This window comes from Bacillus cereus group sp. N24 (assembly GCF_016483345.1).
GTDB lineage: Bacteria > Bacillota > Bacilli > Bacillales > Bacillaceae_G > Bacillus_A > Bacillus_A toyonensis.
This window is the reverse complement of record NZ_JAEHCA010000011.1, coordinates 13667-30017: the sequence shown is the minus strand read 5'-3', so window position 1 is coordinate 30017 and position 16351 is coordinate 13667. Positions and strand designations below refer to the sequence as shown.

The following is a 16351-nucleotide window of genomic DNA, read 5'->3' as shown; positions in this document are numbered from 1 at the left end:
CTATTTCTACTATATGATAAGCTTGTACGAATTATGTTTGCAACTTTTTATACTTTTAAGAAGCGACGAATTGACATTACACTTCCCCACATACCGATTAACGCACCGATTAACACTAATAAACCAGCTAATTGGAATACGAATGGGCTGTATGGTAAAAGCTCGAAAATTGTTCCGCCAAGTTTTTCATTAAACACACTTTGCAGTGAATTATACGTAACTAGAATTAGACCAATTGGAATAATTGATCCTAATACTCCTAGGAATAATCCTTCTAGCAAGAACGGCCAACGAATAAACCAGTTTGTTGCACCTACAAGTTTCATAATTTCAATCTCAGTACTACGAGCATAAATTGTAATTTTAATTGTATTAGAGATTAAGAACATCGCTGTGAATAAAAGACCTGCAATTAATGCAATCCCGATATTACGTCCTGTTTTTACAGTATCAAATAATTTTTCAACTTGACCTTTACCGTATTGAACGTTACTTACAAACTGCATTTTTTCAATCTTTTTCGCAATTTGTGCTGTATCAGTTGGCTCTTTCGCTTTTACAATAAATACGTTTTTCAGTGGGTTATCTTGCTCAAATAACTCGAACGTTTTTCCACTATCGCCTAAACTTTTAATTAAACGTTTCAATTCTTCTTCTTTAGAAGAGTATTTAATAGAATCTACTTTCGCGACTTTACTCATATCTTCTTCTAATTTCTTTTGATCAGCTTCTTTTGCTGCTGGATCAATGTGTACACGAATTTCTACATCTTGCTCTACTTTTGTAGCAAAATGGTTCATATTCATAATCGCTGTTAAAAAGACACCTACAAGTAATAATGTAACTGTTACTGCACTTACAGAAGCAAATGTCATCCATCCGTTACGGGATAGATTTTTTACACCTTCTCGCAAATGTCGACTAAGGGTTTTAGCCTTCATATCCGTATCCTCCCTCAATCTCGTCTCGAACAATTTTTCCGCCTTCAATCGCGATTACACGATGACGGATTGTATTTACGATATCTGCATTATGCGTCGCCATAACAATCGTTGTACCACGCTCATTAATGCGCGTAAAGATCTTCATAATATCAAGAGCTGTTTCAATATCTAAATTACCAGTTGGCTCATCGGCAATTACAACCTTTGGTCTATTAACAATCGCTCTTGCAATAGCCACACGTTGCTGCTCTCCACCTGAAAGTTCACTTGGAAGTGCGTCTGCACGATCATCTAGACCTACTAGTCCTAACACTTCAGTAACACGCTCACGAATCGCATCTGGTTCTTCTTCAATTACTTCTAAAGCAAACGCAACATTCTCATATACCGTTAATTTAGGTAATAATTTAAAATCTTGGAAAATCACGCCTAATTGACGACGGAAATATGGAACATCTCTTTCTGCCAATGATTCGATAGTAAGTCCATTTACATTAATAGATCCTGTAGTTGGCTTTTCTTCACGATACATCATTTTAATAAATGTAGATTTTCCGGCTCCACTCGGTCCAACTACGTATACGAATTCACCTTGTTTAATGTTAACTGTGAGACCAGCAACGGCTTTCATACCATTCGGGTACTCCTTATAAACATTCGTCATTTTTATCATTATTTATCACCCAATGCTTAATGATTTTTTTTCGAAATACTTTCCTGTACATGTGAAAATAAAAAGGAATCCTTTATTTTCATTTAACCATTCTTGTTGAAGGCAGCTTACTTACATGCTTTTTATTCGCACCGCTACTCTATGTAATATATTTCAGCAAAATTCTACAAACCTCATTGTAACATCAAACGGTTTCCAGTTCGGATACATTTTTGTTACAGTTATGTTACATCCCAGAAAAAGGAGACGAGTTGTTATAACTCTTATCCAAAGTCATTTTTAGATAAGATTATATAATCAACTCGCCCATTTTTCTCTTTTTATTTATGTTCAGCTAACCACTCAGCTACTTTTTTCGCATCTTCACCTTGAATAATTCCCGGTGACATTGAACCGCGACCTTTTTCAATAATCTTTTCAATCTCTGCTGCATCATATTTCTGCCCTACTTTTCGTAAATCCGGTCCAGTTGCTCCTGATAAATCTTTCGCATGGCAGCCTATACAACTTTTTTGATAAATTTGCTCTGGGCTATCTGTGCTTGCAGATTGTTTCGAAGGCTTACTCTCTTCTTTATTTCCACATGCTCCTAAAGCAAAAACGACTGATGTACCTAGTGCAATAGCCAACAATTTCTTTTTCAATTCTATCGCTCCCCATTGTTGATATTCTTTTCATTCCTAACACACTCATTTTTATTATAAGCATTATCTTTATATAGAAAAACTAAGGTATATTTCATATTCTTGAAAAATACAGTGAGAACCCTGATAAAATAAAGCTTCCATAATTTGTTTCAATTCTGTGAACAACGTAAAAACTTCTATAAAGAATCTTTTTAAAAGACAAATCAAAAAAGTTCTTTATAAAATCTTACTCTATTGCCGCTCTGTTTTACTATTCTCTACTTTTTACAAAACAATATACAACATTGTATTCTGCATATAACCCCATCAAAAAGAGAAGTTGTCGTTTCCAACTTCTCTTCCCCTGTACTTCATCCATATAAACAAAACGTTGTATATCCTCTATTTTCTCAGCATGGGCCAACAATTTTGTTGGCTTTTTCTCTTATCCCACTATTTACTGGGTAGTAAGACCCCTACCTCAAAATTCAACAAAAGCAAAGAAGTTAGGTGAGGGTCGGGCTGCCCGTAAAAATCAGATTTGTTAAAGCTAATAATCAGTGGGGATTCCCCCACTGGTTATTAGATGCGAGAACGTAAGTAAGCATCAATAAATGGATCAATTTCTCCATCCATAACTGCTTGTACGTTACCAACTTCTGTATTTGTACGATGGTCTTTTACAAGAGAATACGGGTGGAATACGTAAGAACGAATTTGGCTGCCCCATCCAATTTCTTTTTGTTCCCCGCGGATTTCATCTAATTGTGCTTGTTGCTCTTCTAATTTCTTTTGATATAATTTTGCTTTTAACATTTTCATCGCATGCTCACGGTTTTTAATTTGAGAACGCTCTGACTGACACGTTACAACCGTATTTGTCGGTGTATGCGTAATACGAACTGCTGAATCTGTCGTATTAATGTGCTGTCCACCAGCTCCACTTGCACGGTACGTATCAATTTTTAAGTCTTCTGTACGCACTTCAATTTCAACTTCATCATTGAACTCAGGTACAACTTCACAAGATACGAATGATGTATGACGACGGCCTGAAGAATCGAACGGTGAAATACGTACAAGACGATGTACACCTTTCTCTGCTTTTAAATAACCGTAAGCGTTATGACCTTTAATTAATAAAGTAACACTCTTAATACCGGCTTCATCACCTGGTAAGTAGTCAACTGTTTCTACTTTAAATCCACGTTTTTCAGCCCAGCGTGTATACATACGTAATAACATAGAACCCCAGTCTTGTGACTCTGTTCCACCTGCACCTGGGTGTAATTCTAAAATCGCATTATTTTTATCATAAGGATCACTTAATAGTAATTGAAGCTCATACTCATTCATTTCTTGAATTAAGCCTTTTACTTCCGATTCTAATTCCTCATGTAAATCTTCATCATATTCTTCTTTTAAGAGTTCATGCGTTACTTCTAAGTTTTCGAACGTCTCGTCTAACTGACGGAACTTTCCAACCATATCTTTTAACGCATTTGCTTCGTTAATTACAGTTTGAGCGCCTTGTTGGTCATCCCAAAATCCTGCGCCCATCATTTTTTCTTCTAATTCTGCAATTTGTTTCTCCTTAGTAGGGAGGTCAAAGAGACCCCCTAAAAGCCGCTAATCTCTTAGCCATTTTCTCTAATTCCTGTCTAATTTCTACTAATTCCATTTCCTTCACCTCTATGTAATTGCTATTACTTTCGTATGAAAACAAGGGAAACTCTCTCCACTTATTAGGGAGAGAGTTTAATCCTTTTTATTATAATTTGCAAAACAAGCTGAATTCAACAGCCGCAGTTTTTATTAGCTTACAATGCCACAGCAGTTTTTATATTTCTTGCCACTACCACATTTGCATAAATCGTTACGGCCCACTTGATCACCTTTTACAACAGGCTTTTTCTTCGCTTCTTCGCCATCGCTAGATGGATGAACAGCTTCACCTTGAACAACTTCTTGACGCTCTAAGTTTTGTTCAATTTCAGCTTTCATAATGTAACGAGAGATTTCCTCTTCAATAGAAGCAATCATTGACTCGAACATTGCGAATCCTTCCATTTGATACTCACGAAGTGGATCGATTTGACCGTAAGCACGTAAATGAATACCTTCACGAAGGTGGTCCATCGCATCAATATGCTCTGTCCATTTCGTATCTACTACACGGAATACAACAACTTTTTCGAACTCACGCATTTGCTCTTCTGGCATAAGCTTTTCTTTGTCGTTGTAACGCTTTATTAATTTCGCGATAATCGGCTCGCTCATTTCTTCTGGAGCAAGACGACGTAATTCTTCTTCTTTTATATCGCCTTCTTGCAGAAGGTTTGTATTTAAGTAGTCAACAAGACCTTTAATATTCCAATCTTCTTCAATTTCCTCTTGTGTATGAAGCGCAACAGCACGTTCTACTGTAGATTTCATCATACCTTCAATAATACTACGTAAGTTCTCAGAATCCATTACTTCTTGACGCTGTTTGTAAATAACTTCACGTTGCTGACGAAGCACATCATCGTATTGTAATAACTGCTTACGTGCATCATAGTTATTTCCTTCTACACGTTTTTGCGCAGATTCTACTGCACGAGAAACCATTTTACTTTCAATCGGCTGTGAATCATCCATACCAAGACGATCCATCATCGCTTTCATATTGTCAGAGCCGAAGCGGCGCATTAGTTCATCTTCCATTGATAAATAGAACTGCGTTACACCAGGGTCCCCTTGACGACCAGCACGACCACGTAACTGATTATCAATACGACGGCTTTCGTGACGCTCTGTACCGATAACCGCTAGACCGATATTTTTAATATCATCGCCTAATTTAATATCCGTACCACGACCAGCCATATTCGTCGCAATTGTTACAGCACCTTTAATACCAGCTTCTGCAATGATATCTGCTTCACGCGCATGGTTTTTCGCGTTTAAAATATTATGGCGTACACCTTTACGTGTTAACATTTTTGAAATAAGCTCTGACGTTTCAATTGCAACTGTACCAACAAGTACAGGTTGTCCTTGTTTATGACGATTTACAATATCCTCAACAACTGCATTGAATTTACCTTCCATTGATTTGAAGATTAAATCAGCACGGTCATCACGAATAATATCTTTGTTCGTTGGAATTACGATAACATTCATATTATAAATATTACGGAATTCTTCTTCTTCCGTTTTCGCTGTACCAGTCATACCAGATAACTTTTCGTACATACGGAAGTAGTTCTGGAACGTAATTGTCGCAAGCGTCATGCTTTCATTTTGAATTTCTACGCCTTCTTTTGCTTCAATCGCTTGGTGTAAACCTTCGCTATAACGACGCCCTTTCATAAGACGACCAGTGAATTGGTCTACAATTACGATTTCACCTTCTTGTACAACATAGTCTGTATCACGGTGCATAACAACATGCGCACGAAGTGCCTGATTAATATGATGAAGAAGTGCAACATGTTTTAAATCAAATAAGTTTTCAATATGGAAAGCTTTCTCTGCTTTCGTAATACCATCTTCAGTTAACATTACATTTTTCGTTTTCACATCGAATGAATACTCTTTTTCATTTTCTAATGTACGAACGAATGCATTTGCAAACATGTATAGCTCTGTTGATTTTTGAGCTTGTCCCGAAATAATAAGCGGCGTACGTGCTTCATCGACTAAAATAGAATCGACTTCATCGATAATAGCAAAATGAAGTGGACGCTGAACGCACTGCTCTCTATATAAAACCATATTGTCACGTAAGTAATCGAATCCAAGCTCATTATTTGTGCTATACGTAATATCAGCAGCATAAGCCTCTTGCTTCTCTTCGCGTGACATACTATTTAAGTTAATTCCTACTGTTAAGCCAAGGAACTCATGAAGTTGTCCCATTTCGCTCGCATCACGTTGTGCTAAGTATTCATTGACTGTAACAACGTGAACACCTTTTCCTGTTAAAGCATTTAAATATACAGGTAATGTAGATGTTAACGTTTTACCTTCACCCGTTTTCATCTCAGAGATATTCCCTTCATGTAAAGCAATACCACCCATTAACTGCACGCCATACGGACGCATTCCAAGAACACGAGTCGCAGCTTCGCGAACAACCGCAAAAGCTTCAGGAAGTAGATCATCTACTGTCTCACCTTTTGTTAGACGTTCTTTAAACTCAAGCGTCTTTCCTTTTAATTGTTCATCTGTTAGTGGCTTAATAGATGATTCTAATGCATCAATTTGCTCAACTGTCTTCTGCATACGTTTAATTTGGCGTTGATTTACATCAAATACCTTTTTTAAAATACCGATCATAGGAAATACGCTCCTCTTTTTTATTAAAATAAAACTTCCGATTGTTTTTTCTTTTTCTATTACAATCAGTCGTTATAAAAATCAAATGTATGTTATGCCAATTTTTCTCCTAATTAAAAAAACTAAAATGTATATACCTAATGATAATTGTAACACTTGTCTTATAACTATGACAACAATCGGCCGAATGTCTCGTTCTAAATTAGGAAAAGTTTTTTAAAAATCTATTTTCAGCAAAAAAAAAGCGCAGCCTCTTTCGGCTGCGCTTTCGAATTATTATTTAGTTTCGATTAAACCATATTTTCCGTCTTTACGGCCATATACAACATTTGTTTCATTTGTATCAGCATTTGTGAAGACGAAGAAATTATGCCCTAGCATATCCATTTGCAAGATCGCTTCTTCAACGTCCATCGGTTTTAAATCGAATCGTTTTGTACGTACAAGTTCTAATTCATCCTCTTCTACCTCATCCAGAACAGCTACTGCTTCTGGAAGGATAAAGTTAGTTTTCACAGAACCTTTCTCACGTAACTTACGATTTACTTTTGTTTTATGTTTACGAATTTGTCGCTCAATCTTATCAACTACTAAATCGATAGCAGCGTACATATCGCTATTAGTTTCTTCTGCACGAAGTAATAAATCAGTAAACGGAATTGTTACCTCGACACGTTGCTTGTCAGAGTATACTTTTAAATTAACTTTAATCTCTGGGAATGTATCAAAATAACGCTCTAACTTACTTAGTTTTTTCTCTACATATTCCTTTAATGCTGGAGTTACTTCAATATTTTCACCACGAATGTTGAATTTCATAGATGAATTCCTCCTTTCAAGCCTATGTACTATAATTTCGACATCGGCTTAAAAACTCCTTCTAACTTTTTTAAAAAAATTAGTGGAATTGCGATTTTTTTATCGTTTTTTGTTGAAATGAAAAGATGCATCGTTTCTACCTTTATTTTATCCTATTAACATCGTGAGTAACGAATATAACTGTGGACAATTCGTTACAGAAAAGAAACAACTTTTTGACAATTCGCCCCATAACAAAAACCTCTTGCGAAAAACAAGAGGTTCTACTATATATAACGTTGCCACAAACGCAGCTTTCTCTTCCCAAAAACAATATCCCTACAGTTTCACAACATTAGCTGCTTGTGGTCCACGTGCTCCATCTACAATATCAAACTCCACTTGTTGCCCTTCTTCTAATGACTTATACCCATCTTGTTGAATAGCAGAAAAATGAACAAACACATCCTCACCATCTTCACGCTCAATAAACCCAAATCCCTTTTCTGCATTAAACCATTTCACTTTTCCTTGCATGTTCATTCCATTCCCTTCACTCTAAAAATCAGGGCATTCGCCCCATATTCTGACTATAACGAATGACAACTTACGAAGTCAAAGAAGACTTATCGTCTTTTTATTATCTCTTTCGACAGTTACAGATTAACTTCTACAGAGCGTCAAACTAGAAACTTCACTTGCCCCTCTATCGTATAAAAGACTGCCAATTTGTCTAACTGTAATACCTGTCGTATACACATCATCAACGAGTAAAATATGTTGCCCATGAAACATCTCTTCACCCTGAAAATAAAAAGGATTGCTTCCCAACATCCTTTCTTTGCGCGTCTTCTTACTTTGTTTTTCTGTTTCCCTTCTTCTTAATGACGGATAAGAAAGACCAACAGGCAAACAAGCTGCTAATAGCTCAGCTTGATTAAAACCACGTTCATATTCCCTTTCCTTACTAAGCGGAACAGCGATAACGGTTGAAACGTTAGCAGAATACTGTTGAAATAAACTTCGAAAAGGGCGATGAAAAATACGAACTAACTCAGCATCACCACGAAACTTAAACTGCGCTAGTATTCCTTTCATCTCATTATCGTACATGTATAATGAACGATTTTTTAAAGGTCGATAACTCTCCAAATTCATCCATCGTACACAATCCTTGCAAATGTCACCTTCTTTATATTCAGCTGGCAATGAATCTAAAGACCGTCCGCACTCTCTACAAATCTCTCCTATAATATAGGAAATCTTTTGCTCACATCTATCACATATATACTTTTTGTGAGCCTTAACAAAAAAATTGTACCAACTAATCGCGTATGAAATATCCTCATCACAAAGTAAGCAATGCATTAATCGATTAACCCTTGTTCTGTCGCATTTTTGTTCATACTTCGAATGTGTTTTTTCGCGCGCACCATCGCCTCTGTCTTACCATAATGAAAATAAATGACCTCTCCATACGGCTCTTCAAAACTACGACCTACCCGGCCTGCAATTTGTACGAGTGCACTTTCTGAAAATATTTCTTCTTCCGTCCCTAAAACCGCAACTTGCAAATTTTTCACCGTTACTCCTCTCTCCAAAATCGTCGTTGTAACTAATAAAGGAATTTCTCCCTTTCTGAAAGCTGTAACTTTCTCTTTTCTCATTGGATCTTCTGCATGCACACCGGCAACTCTATCGTCTAACAACTTCAATAACAGACTCATTTCTTCTATATATCGCACATGGGGAACAAATAAAAAAATGGGGTACTTTTTATTTAAGTATACTTTTAACCATTGTAGTAAAACTTGAGGAATTCTTTTATTGATGAGGCTTTTCTTCCAGTTTCCGCACCAGCAAAATTTGGGGACTGGCAACGGATGACGGTGATACCGTCCAGAAACAACGATACCTTTTTGTTTCCCCTTTCTAAGGTTACGCTTCCACTCTTCATCTGGAGTTGCAGTTAAATAAATACATGCCGCTTTCTCTTTCATCGCTTGTTTTACCGCATGCTGCAACATTTGATCTCCATGGTATGGAAAGGCATCTATTTCATCTACAATCATGACATGAAACGCTCTATAATAACGCAATAGCTGATGGGTGGTCGCAACGACTAACGCTGCATCTTTTTCCCGATCTAAACTCCCACCGTATAAAGCAGCTACATTTATATTCGGAAATACTTCTTTCAATCTCGGTGCTAATTCAAGTACAACATCCGCTCTCGGCGTTGCGATACCAACTCTTTCTCCTTTTTGAAGTGCCTCTGCAATACCATAAAACAACATTTCTGTTTTTCCAGCGCCGCACACAGCCCAAATAAAAAACGATTCTTTCTGTTTAACAGCCTCCATAACACCTTGCGCAGCCAACTTCTGGCCAGTAGATAAATTCCCTTTCCACTGTAACGGATTTACATCCATTTCTCCCTCTTTTTCGGCAATTCCGCGAACAAGTACAGCACATTCACTAACTCTCCCCATCGTTATGCACTTCCGGCAATATGTGCAGACTTTACTACACCTTTTACACAAAAATGATGAAAAGAGTCTTTGTGCTATATTTCCGCAACGCTGACACATATATGTAGAAGCCTTATTTTTTACACCTTGTACACACACGACCTCTCCCTTCTTCTTCAAATCATCTAAATTATCACGTACGTCTGTAGAGAGTTCTTCTAATAATAACTGTTTCCCAGATAACATGGACCATCACCTCAAGCACACTATAAACCTTTCCCGTAATTTCGTAAAAACGCAAAAAAGCCGATAACCTACTTATAAAATAGTAAGCTATCGACTTTATACACGTGTTTTATTCGTTTATAAATCCTAGAATCGACCGTATCCTAAGAAATGTTTTTTGTTGTATGAACTGTTAATATCACCGTACGCAATTCCTTTATCACTAGCATGAATCATTTGGCCATTACCAACGTAAATACCGATGTGAGATGGACCTGCTTTATAAGTACCTTGGAAGAATACTAAATCTCCAGGTTGTGGGCTACTTACTTTAGAAACTGAGTTCCAGTAACCGTTAACGTCTTGACGACCTACACCAAAGATGTAAGAAATGAATCCACTACAATCAAAACCACCTTTTGATGGAGATGCACTTCCCCAAACATATGGCATACCTAAGTATTGTTGTGCTTTACCAATTACGCCACCCGCATTTGAAGCTGGCTCTGGTTGTTTCTTCTCTTGTTTAGGTGTTTCTTGTTTAGGTGTTTCTTGTTTAGGTGCTTCTTGTTTAGGCTCTTCTTTTTGAGCTTGTCCACCGCTGTTCGCTGGTGCAACTTGTTGAGCAGGCGCTTGCACTTCTTTAGTAGCTTGTTCTGCTTGTTTTTGAGCAGCAGCTTCTTGTGCAGCTTTTGCTTGTGCTTCTTCTTCAGCCATACGTTGTAATTGTAGTGCTTGTTTTTCAAGCTCTTTCAATTGGCTTTCCGTACTTGTCATCGTAGTTACAACTGTATCCATTTTACCACTTAAATCATTTACTGCTGTTTCTTTTTTCGCTTTTTCAGCGTCAAGTTCTTTCTTAGCAGTTTCAATTTGAGCTTGTGCTTCTTTTAATTCTTTTTGTTTTTCTTTTACTGTTGCAACATCCTTTTTCACGTTCGCTTGATCTTCTTGTTGTGTTTTCATGATATCTTCGTCAGACTCAAGAATTTTAGAAACAGAAGTTAAACGATCAACTAAATCTGCAACGTTTTTAGAGTTTACAAGAACTTCTGTTACAACGTTCGTATTCGGCTGTTCTTGAAGCGCAACTAAGCGTTTTCTTAATAAGTCTTCACGTTTTGCGATTTTCGTTTGTAGTTCCGCAATGTCTTTATTTTTCTTTTCGATTAATTGCTCAGTATCAGCAACTTTTTTCGTTGTTTCATCAAGCTTTGAAGAATTTTCTTGAACAGACTTATCTAAACCTTGAATTGTTTTATTTAATTCGTTCATTTGTTTTTGTAATTCATCACGTTCTTGTTGTTGTTTATGTAAAGTGTCATTTTGTGTATTAATTTGTGATTTCACGTCAGAAATATTATCTTCTGCAAATGCATTTGGTGTTAATCCTGAAAACATTAACCCTGCAACTAATGCGCAAGACGCCATTTTTAGCTTTTTCATTTTATCTTTTACACCGCTTTCTTTTTCTTTTTTCCGTATATAACCTATAAAATTTATACCATAATTCGGGTTTTTTTTTACCAATGTTACGCTTTTGTAAAACAAATGTAATATTATATGTGTATCTAGCGCAAAATACGTATATTTTTGTATGTATGTGTAGAATTTTTTAATTTTTCCTCAATGTTATAAACAAAGAAAAAACGCAAGGTGTCCCTTACGTTTTATTAAATATGCAAATGCAAATATAAATGAAATTGAAACGCTATTTCATCCATTTCTCAGCCCAATTTTGGACTTCATCCATAACACTTTCTAACGCTTTTCCTTTGTCAGTTAAGCCATACTCGATTCGAACTGGTACTTCTGGATAAACATTACGAACTACAATGCCTTCGCTTTCCAATTCCTTTAAACGCTCTGACAACATACGATCGCTCATATTCGGTATAATATCTGCGATTTCTCTAAAACGTTTCGGCTCTTCTAGCAAAGATTTAATGATTAAGCCAGTCCATTTTTTACTAAGCAAAGTAAAAGCTGACTCAAACTTTGGACATAAACAAGAATTATGCTCCATATGTTTCACCTCTCTTCTATTATAATATAGTTTCTTGTAAAAAGTAAGTTATAAAACTTTCCTCATATTTTATTTTACGTACATTTTATCATTTCCAAATATTAACTTGTCAACTATACGTAACATTTCCGTAAAAAAACCCTCTTCAAAAAGAGAGCCTTTTCTATCTTATTACTTCGTATACCATCCAAGACCAAGTGCACCTTCACCTAAATGCGTACCAATTACAGCACCAAAATAACCCGTGCGAATTGCGACATGAGGATATTTTGCTTCTAATTCTTGCTTCCATTCATTCGCTTCCTCTTCACGTTGCGCATGAATGATAACTGCTTCCATAGGTACACCTTTACTTGCTTGTTCATCAAAAATTTCAACGATACGTTTTAGCGCTTTTTTACGTGTACGAATCTTTTCAAATGGAATAATGACTTTCTCTCTAAAATATAAAACTGGCTTCACTTGTAGCAAGCTACCGATGAAAGCTTGCGCACTATTTAATCTTCCACCACGTTGTAAATGATGTAAATCATCCACTACAAAATATGCGTCCATCGTTTGCTTCATTTCATCAAAACGAGCGATAATTTCTTCTGGTGTTTTTCCTTCACTTGCTAATTTCGCGCCTTCACGTACATAAAATCCTTGTACTTCACAACTAATTTCAGAGTCATACGTATATACTTCAATACCCTCTACCATCTGTCCAGCTGTCGTTGCTGTTTGGTATGTACCACTAATTCCACTTGAAAGATGAATACTAATAACTGCATCATATTCTTTAGATAATTCTTCGTATAACTCTAAAAACTTTCCAATCGCTGGTTGCGAAGTTTTCGGAAGTTCTTCCTGCTCACGTACTTTTACATAAAAATCATCTACTGAAATTTCAGCTTCTTCTTGATAAGATTCTGTTCCAAACACAACGTTTAATGGAATCATATATATATTTAGTTCGTCACGAATATGCTTCGGTATATATGCTGTACTATCAGTAACAATAGCTGTTTTCATTCTCGTACCTGCCTTATAAAAAATTTTTATCCCCTAATTTTACACGAAAACTAAAAAAGGTGCATCCATACATAAAAATACCGGTTGAGAATTATACTCAGCATCTCGACAAATTACAACAAAAAGATAAAATACTCATCAAAAATTTCAGCTTATTTATAAAAAATGTTTGAATATAAAAACGCCCGCTTTTAAAATGTAAAGTACTAGTCATTTTGACAGATAGGGGCGTATATCATTGTTATTACAATATTTAACAATAAAAGACTATGGCGAACACGAAATTGTCATTCAAAAATCAAGATTTATTTGTTATGTAAATAGAGCTACAACTGAAGAAGAAGCGCAAGCGTTTATACAAAAAATAAAAAAACAGCATTGGAATGCAACACATAACTGTTCAGCGTATTTAATTGGCGAACAAGATCAAATTCAAAAAGCGAACGATGACGGTGAACCGAGCGGCACAGCTGGTGTACCTATGTTAGAGGTATTAAAAAAACGCGGGTTAAAAGATACTGTTGTTGTCGTTACACGCTATTTTGGTGGCATTAAACTCGGTGCAGGTGGATTAATTCGGGCATACGGAAAATGTACAAGCGAAGGTATTAATCACGTCGGCATTGTCGAACGAAAACTAGTGCGGGTTATACAAACCGAGATTGATTACACTTTACTTGGCAAGCTAGAAAATGAATTACGCAATTCAAAATATGTCATTAAAGATATACATTATTTAGAAAATGTCACATTCGATACGTTTGTAGAAGAAGATGGAAAACAAGCATTCACAGATTGGATGATTGAATTAACAAATGGGAAATGTACAATTACAGAAGGAGATATGTTGTACTTAGAGCAAGATCTTATCTAAGAATAATGAAATTATCACCTTTAAAGATTAATGTAGTGAAGAACTTCTCTACAATGAACTAAGGAGATTATATATGGAAGAACGTTATCATCATCTCCAAAATCGCAGAATAAAAAAGAAGCGAAGAAGAAAACTTTTCTACTTCTTTATTTTCGCATTTTTATTTGGCAGTGTAGGAGTCTATATATTAAATTCCTACACTTCTCTTATGGGGATGTATAGTGGATTTAGTCGTGAAAAATCAGATTTAAGAACTAAAGATGTAGAAATTACAAAGGAACCTTTTACAATCCTCATTATGGGTATAGAAGATTATGCAACAGATGGTCAAAATGGGCGTACAGACTCATTAATGTTTGCGACAGTCAATCCGAAAACTCAAAGGATTTCACTTATGAGTATTCCTCGGGATAGTCGCGTTCCAATTGTCGGAAAGGACAAAGAAGATAAGATTAACGCTGCGCATGCTTATGGTGGAGAACAAATGGCAATCAAAACTGTCGAAGGTTTTCTAAAAGTTCCTGTAGACCATTATATTAAAATTGATTTCCAAGGCTTTAAAGGTATCGTTGATGCTGTTGGCGGTGTTACCGTTGATGTCCCTTTCGATTTTTGGGAGCGCTCTGACGTGGATTACTACAAAAAAATCCAATTTAAGCAAGGGCAACAAAACTTAAACGGTGAAGAGGCACTCGCTTACGTCCGTATGCGAAAGCAGGATCCAAACGGCGATTATGGCCGAGCCGCTAGACAAAGACAATTGCTAGCCGCTGTTGCTCAAAAACTGAATTCTGCCTCTACTGTATTTAAAATTAAAGATTTAACGACTGTCGTTGGAAAATATATAAAAACCGACATTCCTATTTCAGACGGACTTGCTCTTTACAATAAACTTTCTGGTTTTGATCCTTCTACAATACAAACGTTAAAACTTGAAGGAGAAGACAAAAAAATAGGCGGTATTTATTACTTCCTTCCGGATCCAATCGGTGTAGAGACGGTACGTAATGAAATAGAAAAAGAACTAGGGGAAAAAGCAAAAACTCCAACAAATCCAAATACAAAAACCGATTCATCAAATCCTGACTCAAATTCTAACTCTAACGAAAAAGCAAAGAAAGAAACAAACCCGAACAAAACACCAACTGAGCCGCCCCCTTCCACAAATGCTCATGCAGAGTGGATTATGAGAAATCAGGAATAACAAAAAGAGCCAACTCTTATACGATTTGGCTCTTTTTTATTTACTTATTAAAGTGTTGTAAAATTGATTCAACAATACGCTCTGATGCACGACCATCACCGTAAGGGTTAGATGCTTGCGCCATCTTATCATGAGCTTCTTTATCAGATAGTAACTCATCAGCAAGATTAAAGATTGTCTCTTCATCTGTTCCTGCTAATTTTAACGTACCTGCTTCAATACCTTCTGGGCGCTCTGTTGTATCACGTAGAACAAGAACTGGCACGCCAAGTGATGGTGCTTCTTCTTGAACACCGCCAGAATCAGTTAACATTAAGTATGAACGAGCTGCAACATTATGGAAATCAATCACATCTAGCGGCTCGATTAAATGAATACGGCTATGTTCTCCTAAAATATCATTTGCTGTTTCACGAACAACAGGATTCATGTGAACAGGGTACACAACTTGCACATCTTCATGTTTATCAACAAGGCGCTTAATTGCACGGAACATATTACGCATTGGTTCACCTAAGTTTTCACGGCGATGCGCTGTCATCAGTACAAGGCGATTATTTCCAAGCTTCTCTAGTACCGGATGACTATATGTTTCTTTTACAGTCGTTTTCAGTGCGTCAATCGCTGTATTTCCTGTTATGAAAATGCGTGACTCATCTTTATTTTCTCTCTGTAAGTTCGTTGCTGATTTCGCTGTCGGTGAGAAATGAAGGTCTGCCATTACACCTGTTAATTGACGATTCATCTCTTCTGGATATGGAGAATACTTATCCCATGTACGAAGTCCAGCTTCAACATGACCTACTGGAATTTGATTATAAAAAGCAGCTAAGCTAGCAATAAATGTTGTTGTTGTATCACCATGTACAAGTACAATATCAGGCTTTGCTTCTTTCATTACTTTGTCCAAACCTTCTAAACCGCGCGTTGTAATATCAATTAAAGTTTGACGATCTTTCATAATATTCAAATCAAAATCTGGCGTAATTCCAAAGATACTTAATACTTGATCTAACATTTGACGATGTTGTGCTGTTACAGTCACAATTGATTCTATTTTTTCTGGATGCTTTTGCAACTCTAATACAAGAGGTGCCATTTTAATTGCTTCTGGACGTGTCCCGAAAATTGTCATTACTTTTAAACGTTCAGTCATTTTATTGCCTCTTTTCT

General features: G+C 36.4%; 15 protein-coding genes. 2 read left to right on the top strand and 13 right to left on the bottom strand.

Annotation, left to right across the window (positions count from 1 at the left end; all coding sequences use genetic code 11):
- Positions 1-47: 47 nt before the first annotated feature.
- The 12 genes from ftsX to JDS95_RS16765 all read right to left on the bottom strand — a co-directional run bounded on the left by ftsX (position 48) and on the right by JDS95_RS16765 (position 13100).
- Positions 48-941, bottom strand: a complete 894-nt coding sequence (gene ftsX, locus JDS95_RS16820; protein ID WP_000645031.1) for a permease-like cell division protein FtsX — start codon at positions 939-941, stop codon at positions 48-50.
- Positions 931-1617 carry a cell division ATP-binding protein FtsE gene (gene ftsE / locus JDS95_RS16815; RefSeq protein ID WP_000594334.1) on the bottom strand — a complete coding sequence of 229 codons (687 nt, stop codon included), beginning with the start codon at positions 1615-1617 and terminating at the stop codon, positions 931-933. Before ftsE ends, ftsX begins: the two co-directional genes overlap by 11 nt.
- Before the next feature lie 320 nt (positions 1618-1937).
- The gene (gene cccB, locus JDS95_RS16810) at positions 1938-2261 is read right to left on the bottom strand and encodes a cytochrome c551 (RefSeq protein ID WP_000727967.1); all 324 of its coding nucleotides are present in this window, start codon (positions 2259-2261) and stop codon (positions 1938-1940) included.
- Between the two features lie 564 nt (positions 2262-2825).
- A protein-coding gene (gene prfB, locus JDS95_RS16805; protein ID WP_096001583.1) for a peptide chain release factor 2 occupies positions 2826-3924 on the bottom strand; the annotation gives its coding sequence in 2 pieces (ribosomal slippage) (positions 2826-3851 and positions 3853-3924; 1098 coding nt in all).
- Between the two features lie 134 nt (positions 3925-4058).
- Positions 4059-6566, bottom strand: coding sequence for a preprotein translocase subunit SecA (gene secA / locus JDS95_RS16800; protein ID WP_000579397.1), 2508 nt, complete (start codon positions 6564-6566; stop codon positions 4059-4061).
- A 276-nt stretch (positions 6567-6842) separates the two neighbouring features.
- The gene (gene hpf, locus JDS95_RS16795) at positions 6843-7385 is read right to left on the bottom strand and encodes a ribosome hibernation-promoting factor, HPF/YfiA family (RefSeq protein WP_000671188.1); all 543 of its coding nucleotides are present in this window, start codon (positions 7383-7385) and stop codon (positions 6843-6845) included.
- A 318-nt stretch (positions 7386-7703) separates the two neighbouring features.
- Positions 7704-7901: a cold shock protein CspC gene (gene cspC / locus JDS95_RS16790; RefSeq protein ID WP_002045823.1), complete on the bottom strand. Its 198-nt coding sequence runs from the start codon at positions 7899-7901 to the stop codon at positions 7704-7706.
- A gap of 126 nt (positions 7902-8027) precedes the next feature.
- Positions 8028-8732 (bottom strand): ComF family protein, encoded by a 705-nt coding sequence (locus JDS95_RS16785; RefSeq protein ID WP_199690693.1) that lies wholly within the window; start codon positions 8730-8732, stop codon positions 8028-8030.
- A complete protein-coding gene (gene comFA, locus JDS95_RS16780) occupies positions 8732-10081 on the bottom strand; it encodes an ATP-dependent helicase ComFA (protein ID WP_199690692.1) in 1350 nt (449 codons plus the stop codon). Before comFA ends, JDS95_RS16785 begins: the two co-directional genes overlap by 1 nt.
- A 126-nt stretch (positions 10082-10207) precedes the next feature.
- On the bottom strand, positions 10208-11611 hold the full coding sequence (locus tag JDS95_RS16775; RefSeq protein ID WP_033660846.1) for a C40 family peptidase: 1404 nt from the start codon (positions 11609-11611) through the stop codon (positions 10208-10210).
- Between the two features lie 160 nt (positions 11612-11771).
- A complete protein-coding gene (locus JDS95_RS16770) occupies positions 11772-12086 on the bottom strand; it encodes a winged helix-turn-helix transcriptional regulator (RefSeq protein ID WP_000400852.1) in 315 nt (104 codons plus the stop codon).
- A gap of 171 nt (positions 12087-12257) precedes the next feature.
- A complete protein-coding gene (locus JDS95_RS16765; RefSeq protein ID WP_000844773.1) occupies positions 12258-13100 on the bottom strand; it encodes a DegV family protein in 843 nt (280 codons plus the stop codon).
- A gap of 238 nt (positions 13101-13338) precedes the next feature.
- Here JDS95_RS16765 and JDS95_RS16760 point away from each other — a divergent pair, with 238 nt between their 5' ends.
- Both JDS95_RS16760 and JDS95_RS16755 read left to right on the top strand, forming a co-directional pair.
- A complete protein-coding gene (locus tag JDS95_RS16760; RefSeq protein WP_000926675.1) occupies positions 13339-13974 on the top strand; it encodes a YigZ family protein in 636 nt (211 codons plus the stop codon).
- 73 nt (positions 13975-14047) lie between these two features.
- Positions 14048-15178, top strand: a complete 1131-nt coding sequence (locus tag JDS95_RS16755; RefSeq protein ID WP_000392749.1) for an LCP family protein — start codon at positions 14048-14050, stop codon at positions 15176-15178.
- A 40-nt stretch (positions 15179-15218) separates the two neighbouring features.
- Here JDS95_RS16755 and wecB read toward each other — a convergent pair whose 3' ends face one another.
- Entirely contained in the window at positions 15219-16334 is a 1116-nt protein-coding gene (wecB, locus tag JDS95_RS16750; RefSeq protein WP_000140137.1) for a non-hydrolyzing UDP-N-acetylglucosamine 2-epimerase, read from the bottom strand.
- Positions 16335-16351 lie beyond the last annotated feature (17 nt).